This is a genomic window from Streptomyces afghaniensis (assembly GCF_044327915.1).
Taxonomy (GTDB): domain Bacteria; phylum Actinomycetota; class Actinomycetes; order Streptomycetales; family Streptomycetaceae; genus Streptomyces; species Streptomyces afghaniensis.
Genome location: NZ_JBIRGJ010000004.1, coordinates 137,674 through 159,164 on the forward strand (window position 1 = coordinate 137,674; position 21,491 = coordinate 159,164).

Sequence of the window (21,491 nt, forward strand, 5' to 3'; positions counted from 1 at the left end):
CGGCGCTGTCCGGCTGGGAGCGCAGGTCGCGGGTGGTGAACCTGCTGATGAACTTCGACCCTGGCCGGCCCCGGTAAGAACTACCTGTTGTGGTATGACCTGGACACCAAGAAGTTCTCGGCCGTCCGGCACCCGCGTCCACGTCCGGGTGGGCGAGGCTCGGGTGAGTGCCGACGCCTGTGGAGCGGACCGCCCGGGACGCACGAGCGCGTCACCGCCCTTGCCGCACGGAACGCCGCCCCTCCCGGTCCCGCAATCGCCGAAGGCCACCGCGGTCGCCTGGAACTCGACACCGCGCCGGGGGCGGGATGCGTCAGGGCTCGGGCTGCCGGGTCTGGCTGCTCATACGGCGCCCATCGCATGGAGGAGCCGCCCGCCCGACTCCAGGAGTCGGTCCATGACCTCGGCCAGGCCGGGGTGGAGCAGAGTGTGGTCGCGCTTGCGCCAGCGGCCGGCGATCACGACCGATTCGATGTTCGCGATGTCGGCGTGCAGCACGGCTGCGATCGGGTCGTGGGCGGGCCAGAGGTTGAGGGCACGGGTGTCGACGGCGATCAGGTCGGCCTGCATGCCCGGCTCGATGCGGCCGACCTGATCGGCGAGGCCGAGCGCCTTCGCCCCTTCGACGGTGGCCCACGCCAGAGCCTGCTTGGCGGTGACCGACGGCGTGTCGGCGTGCGTGCCGGTGTGGTGCCGGTGGTGGGCGTGATCGAGGCCCCGCTGGTGGGCGAGGGCGATACGGGCGGCTGTGAGGACCTGGCCGGGTACGACGGTGTCGACGTCGGTGCCGAGCGAGGGGGCGGCGCCGTGGCGCAGCAGGGATCCGGTGACGGGTGTGCCGTGGCCCTGGCCGAGTTCGTTCTCGGGTGTGCTGGTGAAGGTGACGCCGGCGTCGACGAGCGTCTTGATCCAGCCGTCGGGCAGGTCGGAGCCGTGCGCGACGTTGGTGCGGGGGCCGAACAGCCCGGCAGTGCGTACGGCGGCCCAGCCGGGCGCGAGCTCCCCGCCGCTCTGGTGGAGGGACACGACGAGTCCGCGTTCCGCCGCGGCCCGGAAGTCGGTCACCGCGGTGTCGGGGGAGGAGTACTGCGGTCCTTGGACGGCCATGCCGAGGGTGAGGAGGGCATGGTCGCGGACGGGGCCGTCCAGCAGGCGGTCGATCTCGGCGAGCGGATGGGGGATGTCCGGGTCCCGGTAGGGGGTGCCGTGCAGGAAGACGGCGCGGATGCCGGCCCGCGCGAGCCCTTCGACGGCGGCGTCGGCGTGCTCGGGTGTCAGGCTGTTGTGGCACCAGTCGCCGAGGGTGGTGGTGCCGCAGTTGATCTGGTTCAGCGCGCCGGCGAGGTTGCTGACGTACATGTCGTCGGGTGCGTAGTGCTGGACGGCGCCCCCGTGCAGGTGGGTGAGGTACTCCATGAGCGTCCAGTCGGCGCCCACGCACCGCAGTCCGGTCTGCCACGTGTGCAGGTGGGCGTTGACCAGGCCGGGGAGGAGTACGCGTCCGGTGAGGTCGACGGTTTCATCGGCGCCGGGCGCTTCCAGGTCCTCGTCGATCACGGCGATGCGGTCGCCGTCGACGAGGACGTCGACGAGCTCGGCGTCGGGGCGGCCCGGCGTCATGGTGATGACCCGCGCGCCGCGCAGCAGGATACGGCTCATTCGGACACCCCTGCGGTGGGAGAGGCCTCGGTGCGGCGCCTTGCAGGAGGCGTCAACGCCTGGACGGCCGTGCGTGTGCTGGTGAGGATGTCCCCGGTCGCGATGTGGCCGATGTAGCCGTCGGGGCGGACGAGCAGCAGGGTGTCCTCGGTGAGCCCGTGGACCTGCCCGAGTGTCCCCGCGGAGTCGGTGAGGACGTGGTCCGCGCGTTCGGCGGGGGAGCCGACGGCGATCCGCTTCACCTGCGCGCCGGCCGTGGGCCATTCGAGCCGGTCGAGGGCGTGGGCGGCACGGCGGCCGTGGGCCAGGGCGGTGAAGTGCGGTCCGCGGAAGACGTCGAAGAGCCTGACCCGCTGGCCGTCGCGGCTCGTCAGCACGGCGTCCGGTGCCCTGTCGCCCACGCGCAGTGCCCTGGTGCGGTCGCTGTCGGCGGGGGCGAGGGGGCCGCCGAAGTAGGTGAGGGCGAGTTGCTGTTCGTCCTTGCCGCGCTTGAGGCTCGACGGGTCGAGCTTGGCGATGCCGTCGTACTTCTTCGTGGACAGGCCGAGCACTTCGGCCGCGATGGGCATCCGTTCGGCCTCGTAGGTGTCCAGGAGCGCGGGGTCGGCGCCGGCCAGGACCTGGGCGAGCTTCCAGCCGAGGTTGTAGGCGTCCTGGATTCCGGTGTTCAACCCCTGGGCGCCGGCCGGGGTGTGCACATGTGCGGCATCGCCGGCGAGGAAGACCCGTCCCCGGCCGTAACTCTCGGCGAGGCGGATGTTGGGCCGGAACACCGACGTCCACCGGATGTCGCTCAGGGTGATGCGCCGGTTGCCGGTGGCCGAGCGGATCCGTTCGTTGAGCCGTGCCTCGTCGAGCACGGGTTCCTCGTCGGGCGCCAGCCGGATCATCCACTGGAACAGGTCGCCGTGGGGGAGGGGGCAGGCGCCGGTGAACCGTCCTCCGGGGCGGGGCCACATGTGCCATCGGTCGCGGGAGAGGCCCGTGGTGACGGCATCCACGATGATCATCCGGTCCTGTTCGTCCGTCGATCCGGTGAAGCCGATGCCGAGCTGCTTGCGGACGGTGCTCGAACCGCCGTCGGCGCCGACGACGTAGCGGGCGGTGATCTCCTCGATTCCGGCGGGCCCCGCCACCCTGGCGGTGACCAGGTCGGTGTCCTGGGTCAGTTCGACGAGTTCCGTCGCGAACTCGACGCGGTGGCCCAGCTGTTCGAGGCGGTCGTGCAGCGCGCGGTCGGTGCGGTACTGGGGTATCAGCCACGTGTTGGGGAACGGAACGTCCGCGCTCGGCTGCCGGTTGCGCATCATCCGCCACGGGGCGGCCAAGGGACCGAGATGGATCCCGAGGAGCGGATAGACGCTGCCGCCGGCGAGGACGGAGTCGAGTGCTCCGAGATCCTCCAGCACCTCCAGACTGCGGGGCTGGATGCCCTTGGCCCGTGAGCCGTCGAAGGCGTGGTCCGACTTGTTGACGATCCGGATGCCGAGGCTGCGGCGTGCGAGGTCGATCGCCAGCGCGGTCCCGGTCGGCCCGGCGCCGACGATCAGGACGTCGAGGGGCTGGGAGTGGTTCATGAGTGGTGCCTTTCCGTGCGGGTTGCCATGAACGAGGCGATCCGCTCGGCGACTTCGCGGGGCCGTTCATAGGGGGCCATGTGGCCGCAGTCCGGGATGACGTGGCACTGCTGCGGCTGCAACAGGGAGCGTGCGGTGTTGAGTTGGTCGATGGGAGTGACCTTGTCGTCGTCGCCCCAGAGCAGCAGCGTCGGTATCCCGAGCGCTCCCGTGCGCCGGAACAGCTCGGTGCGGCCGGACAGCGGCAGGTGCTGGAGCGTGTCGAAGAACGCGTACAGCGAACCTTCGTACCGGTAGGCGTCGAGAACCATCGCGGCCAGCTCGGCGGAGAGTTGCGGATCACGCACGTTGTGCCCCAGGTGGCTCTCCAGCAGCCGGCGCCCGAACCGCCGGGCCACGAAGCCGGTCAGCCGGTCACTGGCGAACAGCCGGTGCGGCGGCGCCTTCTGCCGGATGAGTCCCGCTGGTCCCGCCAGGGTCAGGGTCGCCAGGGACTCCCTGTGCCGCCCGGCGAACCGCATCGCGACGAGGGCGCCCATGGAGGTGCCGACGAGATGCACCGGCTCCTTGATGTCCAGCGCGTCCTTGAGCTCGGCGAGCTGGCGGACGAACAGTGTCTCGTCGTACGTGGCCCGTACCCGGTCGGAGTAGCCGCGCCCGTACGCGCTGCACGCCAGGGTGCGCAGCCCTCTGGCCCGCAGTTCTGCCGCCAGGCCGTCCCAGTAGAACAGCGGGACGGTCAGCCCGCCGGCCAGCAGGACGACGTCACCGCCGTCGGGTCCGGCCAGCTCGTAGTGGGTGACACCGTCGGACAACTCGATGAAGCTGCCGCGCAGACCCTGCCGCGTGGCCGGGTCGGGACGGAGGTCCTCGCCGGCGGCGATGAAGTACTTCACGGTCGGCCTCCGAGGAACTCTGAGATGGCGTCGGCGACCCACTGCGGGTCCTCTTCGGGCAGCAGATGACCGCCGTCGGGGTGAACCAGCTCCTGGGCGCTCCGGATGTCCCGGGCGAAGTGCTGGCCGTCGATGCTCGCGCTGCGCAGCACCAGCGTCGGCACCGCGACGCGCGGAATCTCCGCGCTGCGATCGGGCTGGTCGGTGTTGACGAAGTCGACGAAGGCGGACCGGTTTCCCGGCCGGCTCATGAGCTGGTACGACCGCTCCACCATCTCCTCGTCGACGACGTCCGCGTGGGGGCCGACGGCCGAGCGCAGGTTCCGCTCGATCGCGCGGCGTGGCATCGCCCGGCGCAGCAGGGGCCGCAGCAGCGGATTGCGGGCGAGCCGCAGGCCCGCCGGGACCGACTTCTCCGGGTAGCCGGTGGCGTTGACGAGCACGAGGCGGCTGACCCGTTCCGGCTGGTCCAGGGCGAGGTTCCACGCGATGTTCCCGCCCAGCGAGTTGCCCACCACGGCACAGCGGTGCACGCCCAGTACGTCCAGGAAGCGGGCGACCGTGGCCGCGTAGGCGGGGATGCGGTAGTCCCGGTCGGCGCGCGGCCCGGTGAGCCCCCACCCCGGCAGATCGGGCCGGATGACGTCGTACGTCGCCGACAGCAGGGCCGCTACGTGCTCGAAGTGGTGCAGGGACGAGGCGCTGCCGTGCAGCAGCACGACCGGGGGCCCGCCCCCCGCGCGTTTGTAGTGGACCCGCAGACCGTCGACGACCGCGAACCGCGAGTCGGATTGGGGTTCAGACCAGGTACTCATAATGGATACAGTGTTGCCGTTATTCCGGTGCTGTCAAGCGTGCGGTCTGCGTGGCCGGACCGCTCGCCACTCGAAAGGACGGTTGCGCTTCTCCGGTGCGCCGTCTAGGGCGAGTACGAAATCGTTTCGTTTCGTTCTGGACCAGCGGTACAGGGCCCCGTAGTCGGTGTGGTCATGGGTGGCTTCGGCGTCCTTGCCGCGGGCCACCCAGCGCCCGAACTCCGCGATGCGGCTGGTCTTGGTGGCAGCCGGATCGGGCAGCCAGAAGGGACGCGGGTGTGGCGTGGTCATGACGTGACGCTCCTCGGAGGGGGCTTTCTTGCGGGAGGTTCGATGCCTTCGGTGAGGCGGGTGGTGCAGAGCACGGGCGCCCAGGAAGCGGTGTCGGTGAAGTCGCCCGCCCCGGCGGGGACGACGTCCAGGACGACCCGGTCGGGACGCAGCAGCACGGCGTCCGCCCGGCCGGCTCGCAGCCAGGCGGCGAGGGCGCCGTCGTCAGCGAGGGTGTCGGTGGCGACGATCGGCGCGCCGATACCTGCGGCGACGGCGCGCAGCGAGGGCGTGGGCGGTACGGCGGTCACGACGGCGAAGGAGTCGCCGAGCACGTCGTCCAGACGGGCTCGCCGGTCGTCCACGGTCACCCACGGCTGCGGGCAGAACGTGCCCGCCAGGCCGCCCGGCCGGACGCGGCGTCGTACCAGGGGCCCTCGGGTCAGGGTGGGACTGAGGTCACGGCCGGCCAGCGATACCACCCCGGGGACACGGCAGGCCGCGGCCACGAGACCGCGGCGCACCGCGGCAGCCTCGTCCTGTCCACCGGTCATGGCCCAGCCCGTCGCCACCGCGAGCCGGATGACGTGCCGGGCGTGGGGTTTGCGTTCGCCCTCGTACGTGTCCAACAAGCGTTCGTCGGCGCCCTGTTGCAGGACACGGGCGAGCTTCCAGGCGAGGTTGCGGGCGTCGCGCATCCCCGTGCACAGGCCCTGCCCGATGAAGGGCGGCGTGAGATGGGCGGCGTCTCCCAGCAGGAACACACGGCCTTGGCGCCAGCGGTCGGCGATACGGGCGCGGAAGGTGTACTGAGCCTGCCGGATCACCTCGAAGTCGCCGTCGCGGGCGTCGATCCAGGGGGCCACGAGCTCGCGCAGCCGTCCGGGGCTCGGCTCCTCGCCGTCCCGCAGCCGGAACTCCCAGCGGTAGCGGTCCTCACCGATCCGCATGAACGTCGCGGGCCGGGCGGGGTCGCAGACCTGGTCGACGCCTTCCCAACAGCGCACGTGGGCGCGGGTGCGGACGTCGATGACGGTCCAGCTCTCTTCGAAGCGCAGGTCTTCCCATACGGCGCCGATGGCGTCGCGGGTGATGCCGCCCGCACCGTCGCAGCCGAGCACGGCGTCGGCCCACAGGTGTTCCTCACCGCGCTCCCCGCGGTAGGTCACCCGGACGGGGCCGTCACCGTCCTGGGTCAAGCCGACGACCTCCGCCCCGCGCCGGAGCTCGCACTCGGGTCGGCGGGCCAGGGCATCGTGCAGCAGCCGCTCCAACTCGGGCTGGTCGAACATGCTCGTCTGCGGGAAGCCGTGCCGCCCCAGCGGGGAGCGCGGGAACTCGGCGATCACCCGGTGCCGGGCGTCCAGCAGCCGAAGCCCTCGGGCAGGACGGGCGATCGCGTCGAACTCCTCATCGACGCCGACGGCCTGCAGGATCCTGCGCACTTCATCGTCGGTGGCCACGGCACGCGGCAGCGGGTAGACGTCCCTGTGGCGCTCCAGAACGATGCTGCGGACACCGTGCCGGGCGAGCAGGAGGGCGGCGGTCACGCCCACCGGCCCGGCTCCGATGATCACGACGGGTACGTGGGGTGCCGGCCGGGGCGCGGTGCCTGGCCCTGTGGCCTGGTCGGCTCTCATGGTGCGGCTCACCTCAGGCCCCTATTGCGCGTGGCTGACGGGGTTGCGCTGCTCGCCGAGATCGATCCGCCCGTCGGGGGTGGCGATGGTGGCGGTGATCAGGTCGCCCTCGTGGAGGTAGTGGGGGTTCCTGCGCTGGCCGTTGAAGAACACCTTCCACTTCACGGCGGGCGGCAGCAGCGCGCCGATCTTCTCGACCGGCTTGGGCGGGGCCTTCAGGGCCGTGCCGCCGGGGGTGCCGGTGAGCAGCAGGTCGCCGGGGTCGAGGGTCTGGAAGCGGGCCAGCAGGGTCAGTGCCTGCGCCGGGCGGACGATCATGTCGGCGAGGGTGCGGTCCTGGCGCAGGTCGCCGTTGACCGACAGCTTCAGCCGCAGGTCGAGAAGGTGGGCGAAGTCCTCCGGCTCCAGCACCGCGAGGCAGGGCCCGGTGGGGGTGAAGGTCGGGTACGACTTGCTCTCGTAGAACTGTGTCTTGGTCAGCTGCACGTCGCGGGCGCTGACGTCGTTGGTGATGACGAGCCCGGCGACGTACCGGGGCAGGTCCTTCTCCGTGACGATGGTGCCCAGCGGCAGCGGCGCGCCCATGACCAGGCCGAGTTCGATCTCGTAGTCCAGGAACTCCACGTGCGAGGGCCGCACGATCGTGTCCTGCGGACCGCACACGGAGGTGGACGCCTTACGGAAGAACGTGGGCGGAATCTCGCCGGTGAAGCCCGAATCCCGGGCATGGCTACGGTAGTTGACCATCTGGGCGACCACCCGGCAGGGGGTGGTGACCGGGGACAGTGCCGCCAGGTCGGTGACCGGCGTGCCCGAAGCCCCGGAAGCGGCGGCCTCGCGGACCGCGTCGCGATCGGCGAGCAGCTCGGCGGTGGTGGTCGCCTCGGTCTCGATGCGGACGGCGCGTTCGGCACTCACCGCCCACCAGCCGTCGGCGGTGCGCAGGACGTTGACGCTCATGAGTTCATCGCTTTCATCAGGCCCAGCAGTCGTGCCGGGTCGAGTTCGTTGTCGCCCCGCAGGGCCCGCATGACCTCGCGGAGCTTGGCGGGGGAGGCGTTGGTCCCCAGGAAGTCGCGGGTGGCGGGCGGCCCCCACTGCGCGAGTCCGCCGGCCGACATGGGTGCCCATCCGGGCTCGACGTCGCAGGAGAACAGGTCGCCGTCGGCGAAGTGCTCCAGCATGAAGCGGTCGGGGTCGCGCCAGTAGTCGAAGAGCTGGCTGCCCTGGATGTGCCGGCCGATGCCCCAGCTGCGCTGGTAGCCACGCTCGGCGAGGTACTCCCCGCCGGCGGCGATCGAGTCGAGGTCGGTGACCTGGTAGGCGGAGTGGACGTAGCCGGTGCCGGGGCCGAGGTGCATCGCCAGCGTGTGGTGGTCGGCCGGCTGCCTTCCCCGGTCGCAGCGGATGAACGCCATCGTCGGACCCCGGTCGCGCTGACCGTCCAGGAACAGGAAGTCGCTGACGATCATGCCGAGCGTGTCCAGGTACCAGTCCAGGGCCCTTCGGAACACGCGGGTCTCCAGCACCACGTGCCCGAGCCTCTGGATGCGGGACGGCTCGCGCGGGGGACGCTGCATCGCGTTGACGCGGCGCTGATCAGTGCCGGTGTTGAGGAGCCGTGGCCGCTGCTCGGGCAGGGCGGGCAGGTCCTCGCCGCAGTGCACGACCCGTACCGGGAAACCGGACGGGTCGAGCAGGCCGACCGCCCGGCCGCCCCCCGGAACATCGGCCTCCCGGACCGAGCTGCCGGTGACGCGGGCCAGCCGGTCGAGATCAGCCTGGTCGGCCGCCTTGAACACGGGACCGATGAACCGGGACGCACGCCCCTTGCGGATCACCATGCACGGCGAGCCGGCGAACGTACCGCGCATCCACAGCTCTCCCTCGGTGCGGGCGGCGATCGCGAAGCCGAAGTCCCGCGCGAACACCTCGGCCCGGTCCAGGTCCGGCTTCTCGAACTCCAGCCACGCCAGGTCCACCACCTTGATCACTGGATTCCGGGAGCGCCCGGGGTGCTCGCCGCGCAGGGCGCCCTGCGCGCTGTGGAGATCTTGATGGGGCGTTCCGAGGTCTTTGCGGCCGACCTCCTGGGCCCGAGTTCCGGGCATGGTGTCCTCCAAGCACTGCGGGATTGATGAAATCATCAAGACTGCTCGTGGGATCGTCAATAGCTGCAAGGAAGAAAACTGATAGATCCATCAGATGTGGGGCGCGTTGTTAAACTCACTCCATGCCGACACCCGCCCCGCCCCGCAACCGCTTCGAACGACGCCGCGCCGAGACCCGTCAGGCTCTGATCCGCGCAGCTCGCGAGCTCCTTGCCGAGCAGGGGGACACCGGCGCGAGCATCCAGTCCATCGCCGACCGGGCCGATGTCGGCTTCGGGTCCTTCTACAACCACTTCGAGTCCAAGACGGAGCTGTTCGACGCGGCGGTGGCGGATGCGCTGGACGAGTTCGGCCAGGCCATCGACGAGCGCCTGCAGGGGGTGGTCGACGACCCCGCGGAGCTCGTGGCGGCGGGCTTCCGCCTCACGGCCCGCATGGCCGACTCGCACCCGGAGGTGGTGCAGATCCTCCGCCACCGTGGCCTGCGACACATTCACTCGGAGCTCGGCATCGCCCCTCGCGCCCTGCGCGACGTGGAACGCGGCATCGCCACCGGCCGCTTCGCCGACGCCGACCCACTCAGTGCGCTGGCCGCCATGGGAGGGGTCCTGCTGTCCCTGGTCGAGTTGAGGTTCGCCCGCCCCGACCTCGACGGGGAGGAGGCCGCTTCGAACATGGCCGAGATGACGCTGCGCATGCTGGGCGTGCCGTTGGACGAGGCCCGGGAGGTGGCCCGGCGCCCGCTGCCGGCGGTCGGCGGCGTGTGAGCCCTGGCCGGCTCGGTGACCGCCAGGGCTCACGCGTACAAGCAGTTCCGGTCACGCGTCTCCCATACCGCGGCCGGCCGCGACGACCCCTTGCGTGCCCTGCGGCCCGAACGCCCTCTGGTGGTCAAGAAGAGGCGGTGAGGGTGGGGGGCGGCGCGGATGCGCTCGACCAGGTCGGGGTTGGCGAGTGCCGGCACGCCGACGGTGATGACGTCGGCCAGGCCGTCCTCTATGGCGAGGTCGGCGTCGCCCCGGTTCAGCACGAGGGTGGAGCCAGCGCGCGTACGGAACTCCGTCTGGCGGCAGGGGCAGGCCTCAGGCCACCGGGCGGACGAATGCCGCATGGCGACGGAACAACCCGCGCTCTCATCAGGGGAGTTGCTTGCCTGCTTCCTCGTGTCACATCAAGGACGCGAGGGTCCGACTGTGCGGGAGGACAGCGGCTTGGCCGCCGGGCGAGTGGGCGCGCCGGGGCAAGATCTTCAGAGGTGCTCTGACTCTTCAGGCGCCCGTCACGGCAGGGGTACCGGATGTTCCAGGGCGGGAAGCAGCACGGCGTCCACGAACGACTTCAGGTACTCCTCATCGGCCTGACAGCCCTCCATCAGGGGGCGGACGAGCGCGACGGCGAGCATCAGTTGATGGGAGAAGGCGCGGGCCGGCGTGTGGCCGGAGATCTCCCCCCCCGGGTCCGTTGCGCGCTGAAGGACACGGTCCAGAACCTCGTCGGCCGGATCGGCGAGTTGCTCGCGCATGAGTCGTGCCAGCTCCGGCTGCCCGACTCGAGGGGGCCGTCGGACGCGTCCATCGCACGGTTGCGCGCGCAGTTGTCGGCCGTCTGCCCGGCGAAACGGGACACCGATGCCGGGCGTCCTCGACGGCGTGGGTCGGTGACGCGGTGCAGTTCTCGCGATGGGTCGAGCGCCGAGTGCTCGGCGGCGGCAGCCGTTGCCGCGCCCGGCGCCGGAGTGACAACCGTCAGCGCCGTCACCGCGACGGTTCGTGGGGCTGCTGGTGGGCTCGACGGCGGTGCATCTGGCGCCGCACGGCCGGTGCTTACGGCCGCACGCGGTGGGATGCGGCACGCCTTCGCCCGGTTCCCCACCCGGCGTTGTTCAGGTGAGGGTCACCTCGACCGGCAGCTTCTTGATGCCGTTGACGAAGTTGGAGCGGACGCGCGGGACATCGCCGACGAGGCGGATGTCGGCGAGGCGCGGGATCAACTCCTCGAACATGATGCGGATCTCGGTGCGGGCGAGCAGGTTGCCCAGGCAGAGGTGGGGGCTGCCCTTGCCGAAGGTCACATGGTCGTTGTCGGCGCGAGTGACGTCGAAGTCGTACGGGTTGCCGAAGGCCGTCTCGTCGCGGTTGCCGGAGGCGTACCACATGACGACCTTGTCGCCCTCCTTGATCCGCTTGCCGCCGAGTTCGACGTCCCGGGTGGCGGTGCGGCGGAAGTGGTAGACGGGGGAGGCCCAGCGCAGGAACTCCTCCACCGCGACGGGAATCAGGGACGGGTCGTCTCTGAGGCGGGCCAGTTGGTCGGGGTGCTGGAGGAGGGCCAGCATGGAGTGGGTGATGGTGTGGCGGGTGGTCTCGTTGCCGGCCACGACGAGGAGCAGGAAGTAGTTGTCGAAGTCCTGCGGCGAGAGCGGCACACCGTCCTTCGGGGTGGTGTTCACCAGCTTCGACACCAGGTCGGTGCCGTCGCCGCCGCGCCGCTGCCGGGCCAGCTCACGGCCGTATGCGAAGACCTCCAGCGAGGCGGGGGAGCGGAAGGGCAGGTGCCGGTACTGCTCGCTCTCCTCGCTGTCCAGCAGGACGTCGGCGTAGTCGGGGTCGGTGTTGCCGATGATGCGGTTGCCCCAGTCGATGAGCTGCTGGTTGTCCTCCGGCGGAACGTCGAGGAGGCGGGCGAGCACGTTGATGGGGAAGTCTGCGGAGACTTCCCTGACGAAGTCGAAGGTCCCCTTGGCCAGCGCCGCGTCCAGCGTGGTGGCGGTCAGGCCGCGCAGGAAGTCGGTGTAGCTGTTGATGACGCTCGCGCCGAACTGGCGCTGGAGCAGGCTGCGCAGCGCGCGGTGGCGGACACCGTCCAGCTCCAGGATGGAGGCGCGGGTCTTGATCTGGTCGTCGTCGACTTCTTCGAGGTTGACGAACTTCGTGGAGGTGAAGGTCTCGGCGTCACGGTCGACGCGGGCGATGTCGGCGTGGCGGGTCACGGCCCAGAAGCCGGAGTTGGGGGCCTCCTCGGGCTGCCAGTGCACCGGGTCCTGGTGGCGCAGGGTGTGGAACATGCGCCATGGGGTGACGCCGTCGGTGAAGTTGTCCAGGTCGGCGAGGTCGACGTCCGCCAGTGGCATCGGTTCGTTCACGGCGGCGGTCGGGGTCTCGGTCGGCATCGCGTGGCTCCCAGTCGTCACAGGTGGTAGGCGTACTCGGTGAACTCCCAGTCGGTGACGTGCCGTTGGAAGCGTTCGATCTCGTCGCGCTTGTAGGAGAGGAAGGAGGCGGTGAAGTCCTTGCCGAGGACGTCCGTCAGTTCCGTGTCCGCTTCCAGGGTGTCCAGCGCGGCCGGCAGGCTCATGGGCAGCACGGCCGCCCTGGTGGTGTCGTAGCCGTATCCCTCCAGGGGGGCGGGGGGCTCCTCGCCCGCCGAAACCCCGAGCAGCGCGGCGGCGACCGTGCCCGCGATCAGCAGGTACGGGTTGGCGCTGGCGTCACCGAGGCGCAGTTCGAACCGGGCGCCGGAGCCGCGCTCGGGCGGGATGCGGACCATGGCGCTGCGGTTGTCCAGGCCCCAGTCGATCAGCCACGGCGCGAGGGTGTCCGGGCCGAAACGCTTGTAGGAGTTCACGGTCGGGTTGGCCAGTGCGGCCAGGGCCGGGGCGTGGGCGAGGATGCCGGCGACGGCATGGCGGGCGGTGGCGGACAGCCCGTACGCCCCGGCAGGATCGTCGAAGGCGTTACCGCCCTCGTCGTTGTCGCAGGACAGGTGGAGATGGAAACCGGAGCCTCCGGCGTCGTTGAACGGCTTGGCCATGAAGGTGGCGAGTTTCCCCTCCTTGCGGGCCAGTTCCTTGACCGCGGACTTGAAGCGGAAGGCGCGGTCCGCGGCGGACAGGGCGTCGGAGTGGGTGAGGTTGATCTCGAACTGGCCGCCGTCGAACTCGTGGTTTCCGCTGGTCACGCCGATGTTCATGTCCCGCAACAGGCGCAGCGTGCGAAGGAGGTGGTTGTCGCCGTCGGCGCGCAGGCCGGCGGTGTAGACGACGCCGGTGGCACCCGAGTGACGCGACCAGCCGCCCGGGGAGACCGGGTCCTCGTCGCAGAGGAAGTACTCGAGCTCGGGGCCGACCACCGGACGCAGGCCGTGTTCGGCACACCGGCCGAGGACGGTGCGCAGCAGATCGCGGGGTGACTCGGGCGCGGGCAGGCCGGTGGCCGGGGCGGTGACGTCGGCGAGGCAGGAGGCGACGCCGGGTTCCCAGGGGAGGGGGACCAGGGTGTCCAGGTCCGGTCGCACGGTGATGTCGGGCAGGCCGGCGTCGAGACCGCCGGCGACGGGGACCACGTCGCCCTGGGGGCTGGTGTGGTAGACGGCCCGGCAGAAGGCCAGGCCGTGGTCGCAGGCCGACGGCAGGTGGTCCAGCAGGACGTCGCGTGCGCGGTCGGTGCCGATGAGATCGGGATAGGTCACGCGCACCACGTCGATGCCCTCGGCGGCGAGCCGCTGCATGTGCTGACGCAGGCTGGGGGTTGGGGCTGCGCTCACCGATGTCTCCTCGGGCGCTAGGGGTGTGAATCGTGCGGGGAGTCAGAGGGTCGGCACGGGTGGCGGGCGGCGCACGGCCGAGCTTGTTTGGTGCCAAACGGTATGAGGGCTACTAGCGCCTCGCAAGAGGGGGCAGGGAAAAAATTATCCGCATGGATAGGTATTGACCAGGGTCAGGTGGCTTCCTATGTTGTTTGAAGCCAAATGAGTAAGGGTCCGGTCAGTTGCCGGTCCCTGGCCGGGGCCCGGTCGACGACGGTCGGGCCCCTCTTCCTTCCTTCGCCCCCGCCCCGACGCCCCTCACTTTCAGGAGGACCGGCCATGAAGGTCGTCGTCGACATGAGCAAGTGCCAGGACCACGGCCAGTGCGTCTTCGCCGCCCCCGATGTCTTCTCCATGGACGACAGCGGCCACCTGGCCTACGTCCCCGACCCCGACGACGCGCTGCGCGACGAGGTCGAGGAAGCCGCCGACGTGTGTCCGCTGCAGGCCATCCGCATCGAGGGCTGACCATGACCTCTAGGAGTGCACGCATCGTCGTGGCCGGCGCCTCCATGGCCGGCCTGCGCGCGGCCGAGCAACTGCGGGCCGCCGGCTGGACCGAAGCCATCACCCTCGTCGGTGACGAGCCGCACATGCCCTACAACCGGCCGCCCCTGTCCAAGGAGGTCCTGGCCGGCAAGGCCGCCTTCGAGTCGCTCTCCTTCCGCCCGCGGGCGAGCGTGGCCGACGCGGAGTGGCGGCTGGGCACCAAGGTCGTCGCCGCGCGGCTCGCGGAGAACATCGTCGAGTTCGACGACGGCGGGACACTCTCGTACGACGGTCTGGTCGTCGCCACCGGAATGCGGCCCCGGCGCCTGCGCTGCCCCGGCCCGTTCGCGGGTCGGCACACGGTCCGCACCATCGACGACGCGCAGGGCCTGCGGCAGGCTCTCACGCCCGGAACCCGCGTGGTCGTCGTCGGAGGCGGCTTCATCGGCTGCGAGGTCGCCGCCACCGCCGTCGCTCTCGGGGCCCGCGAGGTGACCGTCGTCGACCCGCTGCCGCTGCCGATGGTCGGCCCCCTGGGTGAGCTCCTCGCCGGGGCCCTGCTGAAGCGCCACGAAGAACGCGGCGTGCGCTTCGCCCTCGGCACGGGCGTGACCGGCTTCACCGGCGACGACCACGTCACCGGCGTCGTCCTCGGCGACGGCACCGTCCTGCCCGCCGACGTGGTGGTCGAGTCGGTCGGCTCGGTCGCCAACACCGAGTGGCTGGACGGCAACGGCCTCGACCTGAGCGACGGCGTGCTCACTGACGAGCACCTGCGCGTCGGCGGACGCCCCGACGTGGTGGCCGTCGGCGACGTCGCCCGCTTCCCGAACGCCCGCTACGACGGCGTACCGCGCCGTGTGGAGCACTGGTGCATCCCCACGGACACCGCCAAGCACGCCGCGAAGACCCTCGTCGCCCAGCTGACCGGCACCGGCCACGACCCCTCCCCGTTCGCGCCGCTGCCCACCTTCTGGAGCGACCAGCACGACTTCCGCCTGCAGTCCTTCGGCGCACCGGCGCTCGGCAAGGAGGACGTCCGGGTCCTGGACGGCGACCTCGACGGTGACGTCGTCGTCGGCTACCACGCCGGTGGCCGGCCGGCCGGTGTCGTCGCCCTCGGCGGTCGGGCCGCGGCGGCCGCCGCCTCCCGATACCGCGCCCAACTGCTCAAGCAGCCCGCCCTCACCACCCAAGGACTTTGCTGATCATGAACACCGTCCGCGGATTCCTCTTCCCCAAGACGGCGAGCGGAGCCTCGTCGCTGATCCCCTCACCGCCCTGGCGGTACTCCGGGGACCTGCTCACCGTCGAGTACCGCACCGACCCGGCACGCGTGCGTGAACTGCTTCCCGAGCCACTTCAGCTCGCCGACGAGGACCCGGGCGCGGTGGCGCTGATCTGGGCCGACTGGCAGTCCTGCTCGGCGTCCGGCGAGGAGCTGCTCGATCCCGTGCTCTCCCAGTACAAAGAGGCCTTCGCGGTCGTCCGCTGCAAGTACCGGGGACAGACCTACTCGCGATGCGTCCACATCTGGGTCGACAAGGACTTCGCCATCGCCCGCGGGCTGCACCAGGGCTACCCGAAGAAGCTCGGCTCGATCCACCAGACCCGCCCGCACCCGTACGGCCCCGCGCCGCGCATCGAGGCGGGGGCCCGTTTCGGCGCCACGCTCGCCGCCGCCGACCGGCGCCTGGCCCACACCGTGGTCACCCTGCGCGAGCCGTCGGAGACGAACGGCTTCGTCAACGCCCACCCGATGGCCCACCACCGCTGGCTGCCCTCCATCGAGAAGGGCAAGGGCCTCGCTCTGGACGAGCTGATCGAGTCGGGCGCCGCATCCTTCGAGGCGGGACAGGCCTGGCGCGGCGACGCCGAGCTGGAGCTGTTCGAGGCGCCCACCGAAGAACTGGCCCGCCTGGAGATCCGCGAGCCGATCGCCGCCTACTACCGCCAGGTCGGCGTCGTCTGGGACGGCGGCCGGCTGCTGGAGTCCGGCACCTCCGGCGCCGAGTAGACCCCACCACCTCGTGAGACCGGAGGAACAGAGCATGAGCGAACACACCATCACCGTCGCCGGGGTCGCCGTCGACACCCGGCACTGGATCGGCGGCGAGCGCGTCGCCTCGGCACAGACGTTCCCGGACGTCTCGCCCATCGACGGCAGCACGATCGGCGACATCTCCCGAGGCACGGCGATGGAGGCAGCCGCCGCCGTGGCCGCCGCGAAGGCCGCGTTCCCCGCCTGGGCGGCCACCTCCCGCGCGGAACGCGCCCGCATCCTGCACGCCATCGCCGACGGGGTCGAGAAGCGGATCGAAGAGCTGGCGATCGTCGAGACCACCGACAACGGAGCGCTGCTGCGCTCCCACCGCCGCGGAGTGATGCCGCGCGTGGCGCACAACTTCCGCTTCTTCGCGGACTGGCTGCTGCGGCTGGAGCACGAGGACTTCGAGACCCGTGGCCACACCAACCACGTCAGCTGGGACCCGGCGGGCCCCTGCGTGCTGATCACCCCGTGGAACGCCCCGCTGATGCTGGCCACCTGGAAGGTCGCGCCGGCCCTCGCCGCCGGTGACACGGTCGTCCTCAAGCCCGCCGAGTGGTCGCCGCTGACCGCTTCGCTGCTGGCCGACATCGCGGCGGAGGCTGGGCTTCCGGCGGGTGTCCTCAACGTCGTCCAGGGTTACGGCTCCGAGATCGGCGACGCGCTGACCTCGCATTCCGACGTGCGCCGGATCAGCTTCACCGGCTCGGTGCCCACGGCCCGGCGCATCGCGGAGTCGGCGGCCGCGAACCTCACGCCCTTGAGTCTCGAACTGGGCGGCAAGTCGCCGCTGTTGGTGTTCGCCGACGCGGACCTGGACCTCGCCGTCGACCTGGCGGTGGAGCAGTACGACAACGCCGGCCAGGTGTGCCTGGCGGGCACCCGGCTGCTGGTCGAGCAGTCGGTCGCCGAGGAGTTCACGCGCCGGTTCGTCGAGAAGGCGAGCGCGCTGAAGCAGGGTGATCCGCGCGACGAGGCCACCGACATCGGGCCGAACATCCACCCCCGCCAGCTGGAGAAGATCGACGGGTTCGTGCAGCGGGCCGTCGCGGCCGGGGCCCGTGCGGTGATCGGCGGCCACCGCAAGGACGGGCAGTACTACGCGCCCACCCTGCTCACCGATGTCGGCCAGGATTCGGAGATCGTGCAGGAGGAGGTCTTCGGCCCGGTCCTGACCCTGCAGACCTTCGCCGACGAGGACGAGGCCGTCCGGCTGGCCAACGGCACCCGCTTCGGGCTGGCCGCCACCGTCGCCACCGGCGACCCCGAGCGCGCCGAACGCGTCACCGGGCAGCTCGTCGCGGGCACGGTCTGGGTCAACTGCTTCTTCGTCCGCGACCTGCGGGCCCCCTTCGGCGGCTCCCGGCTCTCCGGCGTCGGCCGCGAGGGCGGCACCTGGAGCTTCGACTTCTACTGCGACCTCAAGAACACCGTGACCGCACCGAACGGATGGACCAACCATGGGTGAGATCACCGGGGCGGGCCTCCTCGCCCACGTCCCCACCATCGTGCTGCCCGAGGCCGACCGGCTGGAGCTCAACGGGGGCAAGGAGATCACCCTCGTCACCGGGCTCCGGCAGCTCCGCGCGGACGTCTTCGAGCGGGACGACTACGACACCGTCGTCGTCCTCGACTCCCACTGGGCGACCACCGTCGAGTTCGTCGTGACCGCCCAGCAGCGCCGGGCCGGCCTGTTCACCTCCGAGGAACTGCCGCGCGGGATGTGCCGGATGCCGTACGACTTCCCCGGTGATCCCGAACTCGCCCGCAACATCGAGAAGTTCGCCGACAAGCACGGCACATGGATCACCGCGATCGACGACGAGTACCTGCCGATCTACTACGCCACCGTCAACCTCTGGAAGTTCCTCGGAGAGGGCCTGCCGGACAAGCGGTGGGTGACCATCGGCGTGTGCCAGACCGGGGACATGGAGGACCATCTGCGCCTGGGCCGCGCCCTGGCCGACGGCATCGCCGCCACCCCGGGCCGCCGGGTCCTGCTGATCGCCTCCGGCGCCCTCTCGCACACCTTCTGGCCGCTGCGCGAGCTGCGCGACCACGAGGCCGGCGACCCGGTGCACATCTTCACACCCGAGGCCCGTGCGGCCGACCACGAGCGCATCGCCTGGTTCAAGGAGGGCCGCCACGACAAGGTCCTCGACACCATGGACGAGTTCTGGAAGTACAAGCCCGAGGCGAAGTTCTTCCACTACCTGATGATGGCCGGCGCCCTCGGCGAGCGCGCCTGCGTCGCCGAGGCCCGTCAGTACGGCGAGTACGAGAACTCGATCGGCACCGGCCAGGTGCACCTCTGGTTCGACCGCCCGGAGGGCGGCTGGACCGGCAGCCCGACCACGACCTCCCGGGAGACCGCCCATGCCTGAGTACCGCCGCATCCTCCTCGACGGCGCCGCCGTCCAGGTCACCGCCGACGGTGACGAACTCGTCGCCGCGGACGGCCGCCGGGTCAAGACCGAGGGCGCCCAGCACCTGCCCCCGGTGGTGCCGTCCAAGGTGATCGCGGTCCACCTCAACCACCGCAGCCGTGTCGACGAGTTCGGGATCGACCTCCCTGACACTCCCACCTACTTCCACAAGCCGACCTCGGCCCTCAACTCCCACCAGGGCGCCATCGTCCGCCCCGAGGGCTGCAAGTGGCTCAACTACGAGGGCGAGGTGGCCATCGTCATCGGAAGGACCGCGCGCAACATCTCCCCGGCCGAAGCGGGGGAGTACATCGCCGGCTACACGATCGCCAACGACTACGGCCTCCACGACTTCCGCGACACCGACGCGGGCTCCATGCTCCGGGTCAAGGGCTCCGACACCCTCTGCCCGCTCGGCCCCGGCCTGGTCACCGACTGGGACTTCCACGGCAAGAGCCTGCGCACCTACGTCAACGGCGAAGTGGTCCAGGACGGCACGACCGACGAGATGAAGTGGGACATGCACTACCTCGTCGCCGACATCGCCCGCACCATCACCCTCTGCCCCGGCGACGTCCTCCTGTCCGGCACCCCGGCCAACTCCCGTCCCGTCCAGCCGGGCGACGTCGTCGAGGTCGAGGTCGAGGGCCTCGGCCGGCTCACCAACCACATCGTCACCGGCCCCACCCCCATCCGCACGGACGTCGGCGCCCAGCCCACCGAATCGGAGGAGGTGCTGTCCACCGCGCTCGGCGGTGACTGGGAGTTCCGCGGGATCCGTCCGCCGCAGCGATGACGCCTTGCGGCGGTCTGCCGGTCCCGGGGTACGGGTAGGGTCGCGCTCATGAGCGATTCCTCCCGGAAGCCCCCCGCCAGGCCCCGCAAGCGCGTGGACTACGGGACCGGCCGCGAGGCCCTGCTCAACGCCGCTGTGCGCGTCGTGGCCCGAGGAGGGCTGCGGAAGCTCACCTATCGCGCCGTCGCGGAGGAAGCGGGTGTCACGCACGGGCTCGTGGTGCACCACTTCGGTTCGCGGGACGCGCTGATCGAGGCAGCACTCGAACACGCTGTGCGCACCAGCGCGAGCACGAGTTCCCTGGAGCCCGGTACGGGCGACATCGCGGACTTCGCGGCGGGACTGGCGGACATGGTCACCCGCGAGCCGGCCATGCAGACGTTCCAGTACGAGCTCATGCTCGAGTCCCGGCGCAGGCCCGAGCTGCTGCCGCAGATCCGCGCGCTGTACGACGAGTACTTCGAGGCCACGGAGAGGGAGCTGTCCCGCAGCCTGCCCGAAGGCACCAGCCCTGCCCTGACCCGGCTCGTCTTCGCCGCTCTGGAGGGGCTCGTACTGCACCAGCTGATCTTCGACGAGCCGGACGTCACCGAGGCCGCGCTGAAGGAGCTGCGGTCACTGCTGACCCGGAAGCGTGGGGACGCCGAGTAGTCACCCATACGGCAGGCAGGCAGGCAGGCCGTGCCGTAACAGCAGGTCCACAAAATTATCCGAGTGGATAATTCTTGACGTGCGGGGCCACCGGTCGCCCTCCCCCTTCCGCTCCCCAGCTCCGCCTCCGCCTCGCGGCCGATACGAGGAGTGCCACGACATGACCGTCACCACCGCCGGACCCGCATCCGCCACCCGCTACGAGGACATCGCCCGGCTGATCCGCGACCCCGTCAAGCACCTGATCAATCACGGTATCCGGCTGATGACGCAGCACCCCGAGCTGTTCGCCGCCTACCGGGACGAGCCGGAGGCACGGCCGGGCATCATCGACGAGATCCTGCGGCCCGACCCCGACACCTTCGACCACGCCCGCCCGGTCGCCGCCGGCCGGCTCCGGTGTCGAGCCGGCGGGCGAGCCCGCCTGTGCGCACGCCGAGTTCCTGCGCACGATCACCCACCTCCCCGTCCGTTTTCTCTGATCCCCCGAGGAACGCGGTATGTCACCGATGACGTCCGGGCCCGTGCCCGCACCCACCCCTCCCCGCATGCTGCTCGTCCTGAGCGAGAACTGGACGCTGACCGGCGACCGGGCGGACCTGCCCACCGCCGTACGGTGGGCCCGCGAGGCCGAGGACGCCGGCTTCGACGCGATCATGGTCAGCGAACACATCGTGCTCGGACCGGATGCCGGGGCCGCCGGTGTCATGGGAAACCCCCGCGACTACGCCCTCCCGGGCAACCAGGACCCGTACACGCCCTGGCCCAACTCCCTGCTCCTGCTCGCCTCCATCGCCTCCGTCACCTCTCGCCTCCGGCTGGCCGCCGCGGCCGTCGTCGCACCGCTGCGTCACCCCCTGCTGCTCGCCCGCGAACTCGGCACCCTCGACCTGCTCAGCGAGGGCCGCCTCGTGGTGCAGCCCACGGTGAGCTGGAGCAGGGACGAGTACGCGGCCCTGGGCGTGCCGTTCGCCGAGCGCGGGCGACTGCTGGACGAGCACCTTCAGGTCTGGGCGAAGGCCTGGGGACCGTCCCCGATCTCCCACGACGGCGAGCACTATCCCTTCCGTGACGTCTACTTCGAGCCCAAGGCGTACCGTCCTGACGGCCCCCGGCTGTGGTTCGGCGGACAGGGCGTACACGGCCCGCTGCTGCGGCGGCTCGTGCGGTACGGCCACGGCTTCCACCCGCTCGGACGGCCCTCACCCGAAGACCTGCGGGAGCTCAGGGACGCCATGACCGGAGCCGGACGCGACATCGCCGACCTGGAGATGATCGGCGGCACCCAGGCCGTGTTCCCCGACGACCACTCACCGGCCGACCTCGGCGCCGCCCTCGCCTCCGTTCCCGAGCAGATGGAGCTCGGCTTCACCACCTTCTGCATCAAGCCGAACCAGTTCATCGACGACCCCGACGGCGTCGGGACCTTCTGCCGGGACGTCATGCGGCGCGTGGAGGCGATGGCCGCGTAACCCGTCGCCTGAAGGATCTCCCCGCAACCCCTTGCCAAACGGATAGTTCCGGCCCAGC

The 21,491-nt window shown here is 70.9% G+C and carries 21 protein-coding genes; 9 read left to right on the forward strand and 12 right to left on the reverse strand.

Features of this window, described 5'->3' with window-relative positions:
- Positions 1-342: 342 nt before the first annotated feature.
- From ACH4G3_RS15180 to ACH4G3_RS15215, 8 genes are read right to left on the reverse strand one after another with little or no spacing between them, the layout of a single operon-like run.
- A complete protein-coding gene (locus ACH4G3_RS15180) occupies positions 343-1,659 on the reverse strand; it encodes an amidohydrolase family protein (RefSeq protein WP_397624878.1) in 1,317 nt (438 codons plus the stop codon).
- Positions 1,656-3,236, reverse strand: coding sequence for an FAD-dependent oxidoreductase (locus tag ACH4G3_RS15185; protein WP_397624879.1), 1,581 nt, complete (start codon positions 3,234-3,236; stop codon positions 1,656-1,658). The genes ACH4G3_RS15180 and ACH4G3_RS15185 overlap by 4 nt, the downstream gene beginning before the upstream one ends.
- A complete protein-coding gene (locus ACH4G3_RS15190) occupies positions 3,233-4,132 on the reverse strand; it encodes an alpha/beta fold hydrolase (protein ID WP_397624880.1) in 900 nt (299 codons plus the stop codon). The genes ACH4G3_RS15185 and ACH4G3_RS15190 overlap by 4 nt, the downstream gene beginning before the upstream one ends.
- Positions 4,129-4,947, reverse strand: a complete 819-nt coding sequence (locus ACH4G3_RS15195) for an alpha/beta fold hydrolase (protein ID WP_397624881.1) — start codon at positions 4,945-4,947, stop codon at positions 4,129-4,131. The genes ACH4G3_RS15190 and ACH4G3_RS15195 overlap by 4 nt, the downstream gene beginning before the upstream one ends.
- A gap of 33 nt (positions 4,948-4,980) precedes the next feature.
- Entirely contained in the window at positions 4,981-5,238 is a 258-nt protein-coding gene (locus ACH4G3_RS15200) for a hypothetical protein (protein WP_397624882.1), read from the reverse strand.
- Positions 5,235-6,857: a bifunctional 3-(3-hydroxy-phenyl)propionate/3-hydroxycinnamic acid hydroxylase MhpA gene (mhpA, locus tag ACH4G3_RS15205; protein WP_397624883.1), complete on the reverse strand. Its 1,623-nt coding sequence runs from the start codon at positions 6,855-6,857 to the stop codon at positions 5,235-5,237. The genes ACH4G3_RS15200 and mhpA overlap by 4 nt, the downstream gene beginning before the upstream one ends.
- Positions 6,858-6,878: 21 nt before the next feature.
- The gene (locus ACH4G3_RS15210; RefSeq protein WP_397624884.1) at positions 6,879-7,817 is read right to left on the reverse strand and encodes a fumarylacetoacetate hydrolase family protein; all 939 of its coding nucleotides are present in this window, start codon (positions 7,815-7,817) and stop codon (positions 6,879-6,881) included.
- A complete protein-coding gene (locus tag ACH4G3_RS15215; protein WP_397624885.1) occupies positions 7,814-8,968 on the reverse strand; it encodes a VOC family protein in 1,155 nt (384 codons plus the stop codon). Before ACH4G3_RS15215 ends, ACH4G3_RS15210 begins: the two co-directional genes overlap by 4 nt.
- 122 nt (positions 8,969-9,090) lie before the next feature.
- Between ACH4G3_RS15215 and ACH4G3_RS15220 the strand changes: the two genes are divergently transcribed.
- Positions 9,091-9,735, forward strand: a complete 645-nt coding sequence (locus ACH4G3_RS15220) for a TetR/AcrR family transcriptional regulator (protein ID WP_397624886.1) — start codon at positions 9,091-9,093, stop codon at positions 9,733-9,735.
- Between the two features lie 29 nt (positions 9,736-9,764).
- Here ACH4G3_RS15220 and ACH4G3_RS15225 read toward each other — a convergent pair whose 3' ends face one another.
- The 4 genes from ACH4G3_RS15225 to ACH4G3_RS15240 form a co-directional block, all read right to left on the reverse strand.
- Positions 9,765-9,998 (reverse strand): hypothetical protein, encoded by a 234-nt coding sequence (locus ACH4G3_RS15225; RefSeq protein ID WP_397624887.1) that lies wholly within the window; start codon positions 9,996-9,998, stop codon positions 9,765-9,767.
- Between the two features lie 249 nt (positions 9,999-10,247).
- Positions 10,248-10,490 carry a hypothetical protein gene (locus ACH4G3_RS15230; protein ID WP_397624888.1) on the reverse strand — a complete coding sequence of 81 codons (243 nt, stop codon included), beginning with the start codon at positions 10,488-10,490 and terminating at the stop codon, positions 10,248-10,250.
- Between the two features lie 360 nt (positions 10,491-10,850).
- Entirely contained in the window at positions 10,851-12,137 is a 1,287-nt protein-coding gene (locus tag ACH4G3_RS15235) for a cytochrome P450 (protein WP_397624889.1), read from the reverse strand.
- A 17-nt stretch (positions 12,138-12,154) separates the two neighbouring features.
- The gene (locus ACH4G3_RS15240; protein ID WP_397625490.1) at positions 12,155-13,474 is read right to left on the reverse strand and encodes a glutamine synthetase family protein; all 1,320 of its coding nucleotides are present in this window, start codon (positions 13,472-13,474) and stop codon (positions 12,155-12,157) included.
- 357 nt (positions 13,475-13,831) lie between these two features.
- Between ACH4G3_RS15240 and ACH4G3_RS15245 the strand changes: the two genes are divergently transcribed.
- From ACH4G3_RS15245 to ACH4G3_RS15280, 8 genes are all read left to right on the forward strand, one after another.
- Entirely contained in the window at positions 13,832-14,020 is a 189-nt protein-coding gene (locus ACH4G3_RS15245; RefSeq protein ID WP_397624890.1) for a ferredoxin, read from the forward strand.
- A gap of 2 nt (positions 14,021-14,022) precedes the next feature.
- Positions 14,023-15,249 (forward strand): NAD(P)/FAD-dependent oxidoreductase, encoded by a 1,227-nt coding sequence (locus ACH4G3_RS15250; protein ID WP_397624891.1) that lies wholly within the window; start codon positions 14,023-14,025, stop codon positions 15,247-15,249.
- Between the two features lie 2 nt (positions 15,250-15,251).
- Positions 15,252-16,058, forward strand: a complete 807-nt coding sequence (locus ACH4G3_RS15255; RefSeq protein ID WP_397624892.1) for an acetoacetate decarboxylase family protein — start codon at positions 15,252-15,254, stop codon at positions 16,056-16,058.
- A gap of 34 nt (positions 16,059-16,092) precedes the next feature.
- Positions 16,093-17,556: an aldehyde dehydrogenase gene (locus ACH4G3_RS15260; RefSeq protein WP_397624893.1), complete on the forward strand. Its 1,464-nt coding sequence runs from the start codon at positions 16,093-16,095 to the stop codon at positions 17,554-17,556.
- Complete coding sequence (locus ACH4G3_RS15265; protein WP_397624894.1) at positions 17,549-18,472, forward strand: 3,4-dihydroxyphenylacetate 2,3-dioxygenase; 924 nt, start codon at positions 17,549-17,551, stop codon at positions 18,470-18,472. Before ACH4G3_RS15260 ends, ACH4G3_RS15265 begins: the two co-directional genes overlap by 8 nt.
- Positions 18,465-19,310 carry a fumarylacetoacetate hydrolase family protein gene (locus ACH4G3_RS15270; RefSeq protein WP_397624895.1) on the forward strand — a complete coding sequence of 282 codons (846 nt, stop codon included), beginning with the start codon at positions 18,465-18,467 and terminating at the stop codon, positions 19,308-19,310. Before ACH4G3_RS15265 ends, ACH4G3_RS15270 begins: the two co-directional genes overlap by 8 nt.
- 48 nt (positions 19,311-19,358) lie before the next feature.
- Positions 19,359-19,961 carry a TetR/AcrR family transcriptional regulator gene (locus tag ACH4G3_RS15275; RefSeq protein ID WP_397624896.1) on the forward strand — a complete coding sequence of 201 codons (603 nt, stop codon included), beginning with the start codon at positions 19,359-19,361 and terminating at the stop codon, positions 19,959-19,961.
- Positions 19,962-20,461: 500 nt separating this feature from the next.
- Complete coding sequence (locus tag ACH4G3_RS15280; protein WP_397624897.1) at positions 20,462-21,433, forward strand: TIGR03619 family F420-dependent LLM class oxidoreductase; 972 nt, start codon at positions 20,462-20,464, stop codon at positions 21,431-21,433.
- The last annotated feature ends 58 nt before the right edge of the window (positions 21,434-21,491 follow it).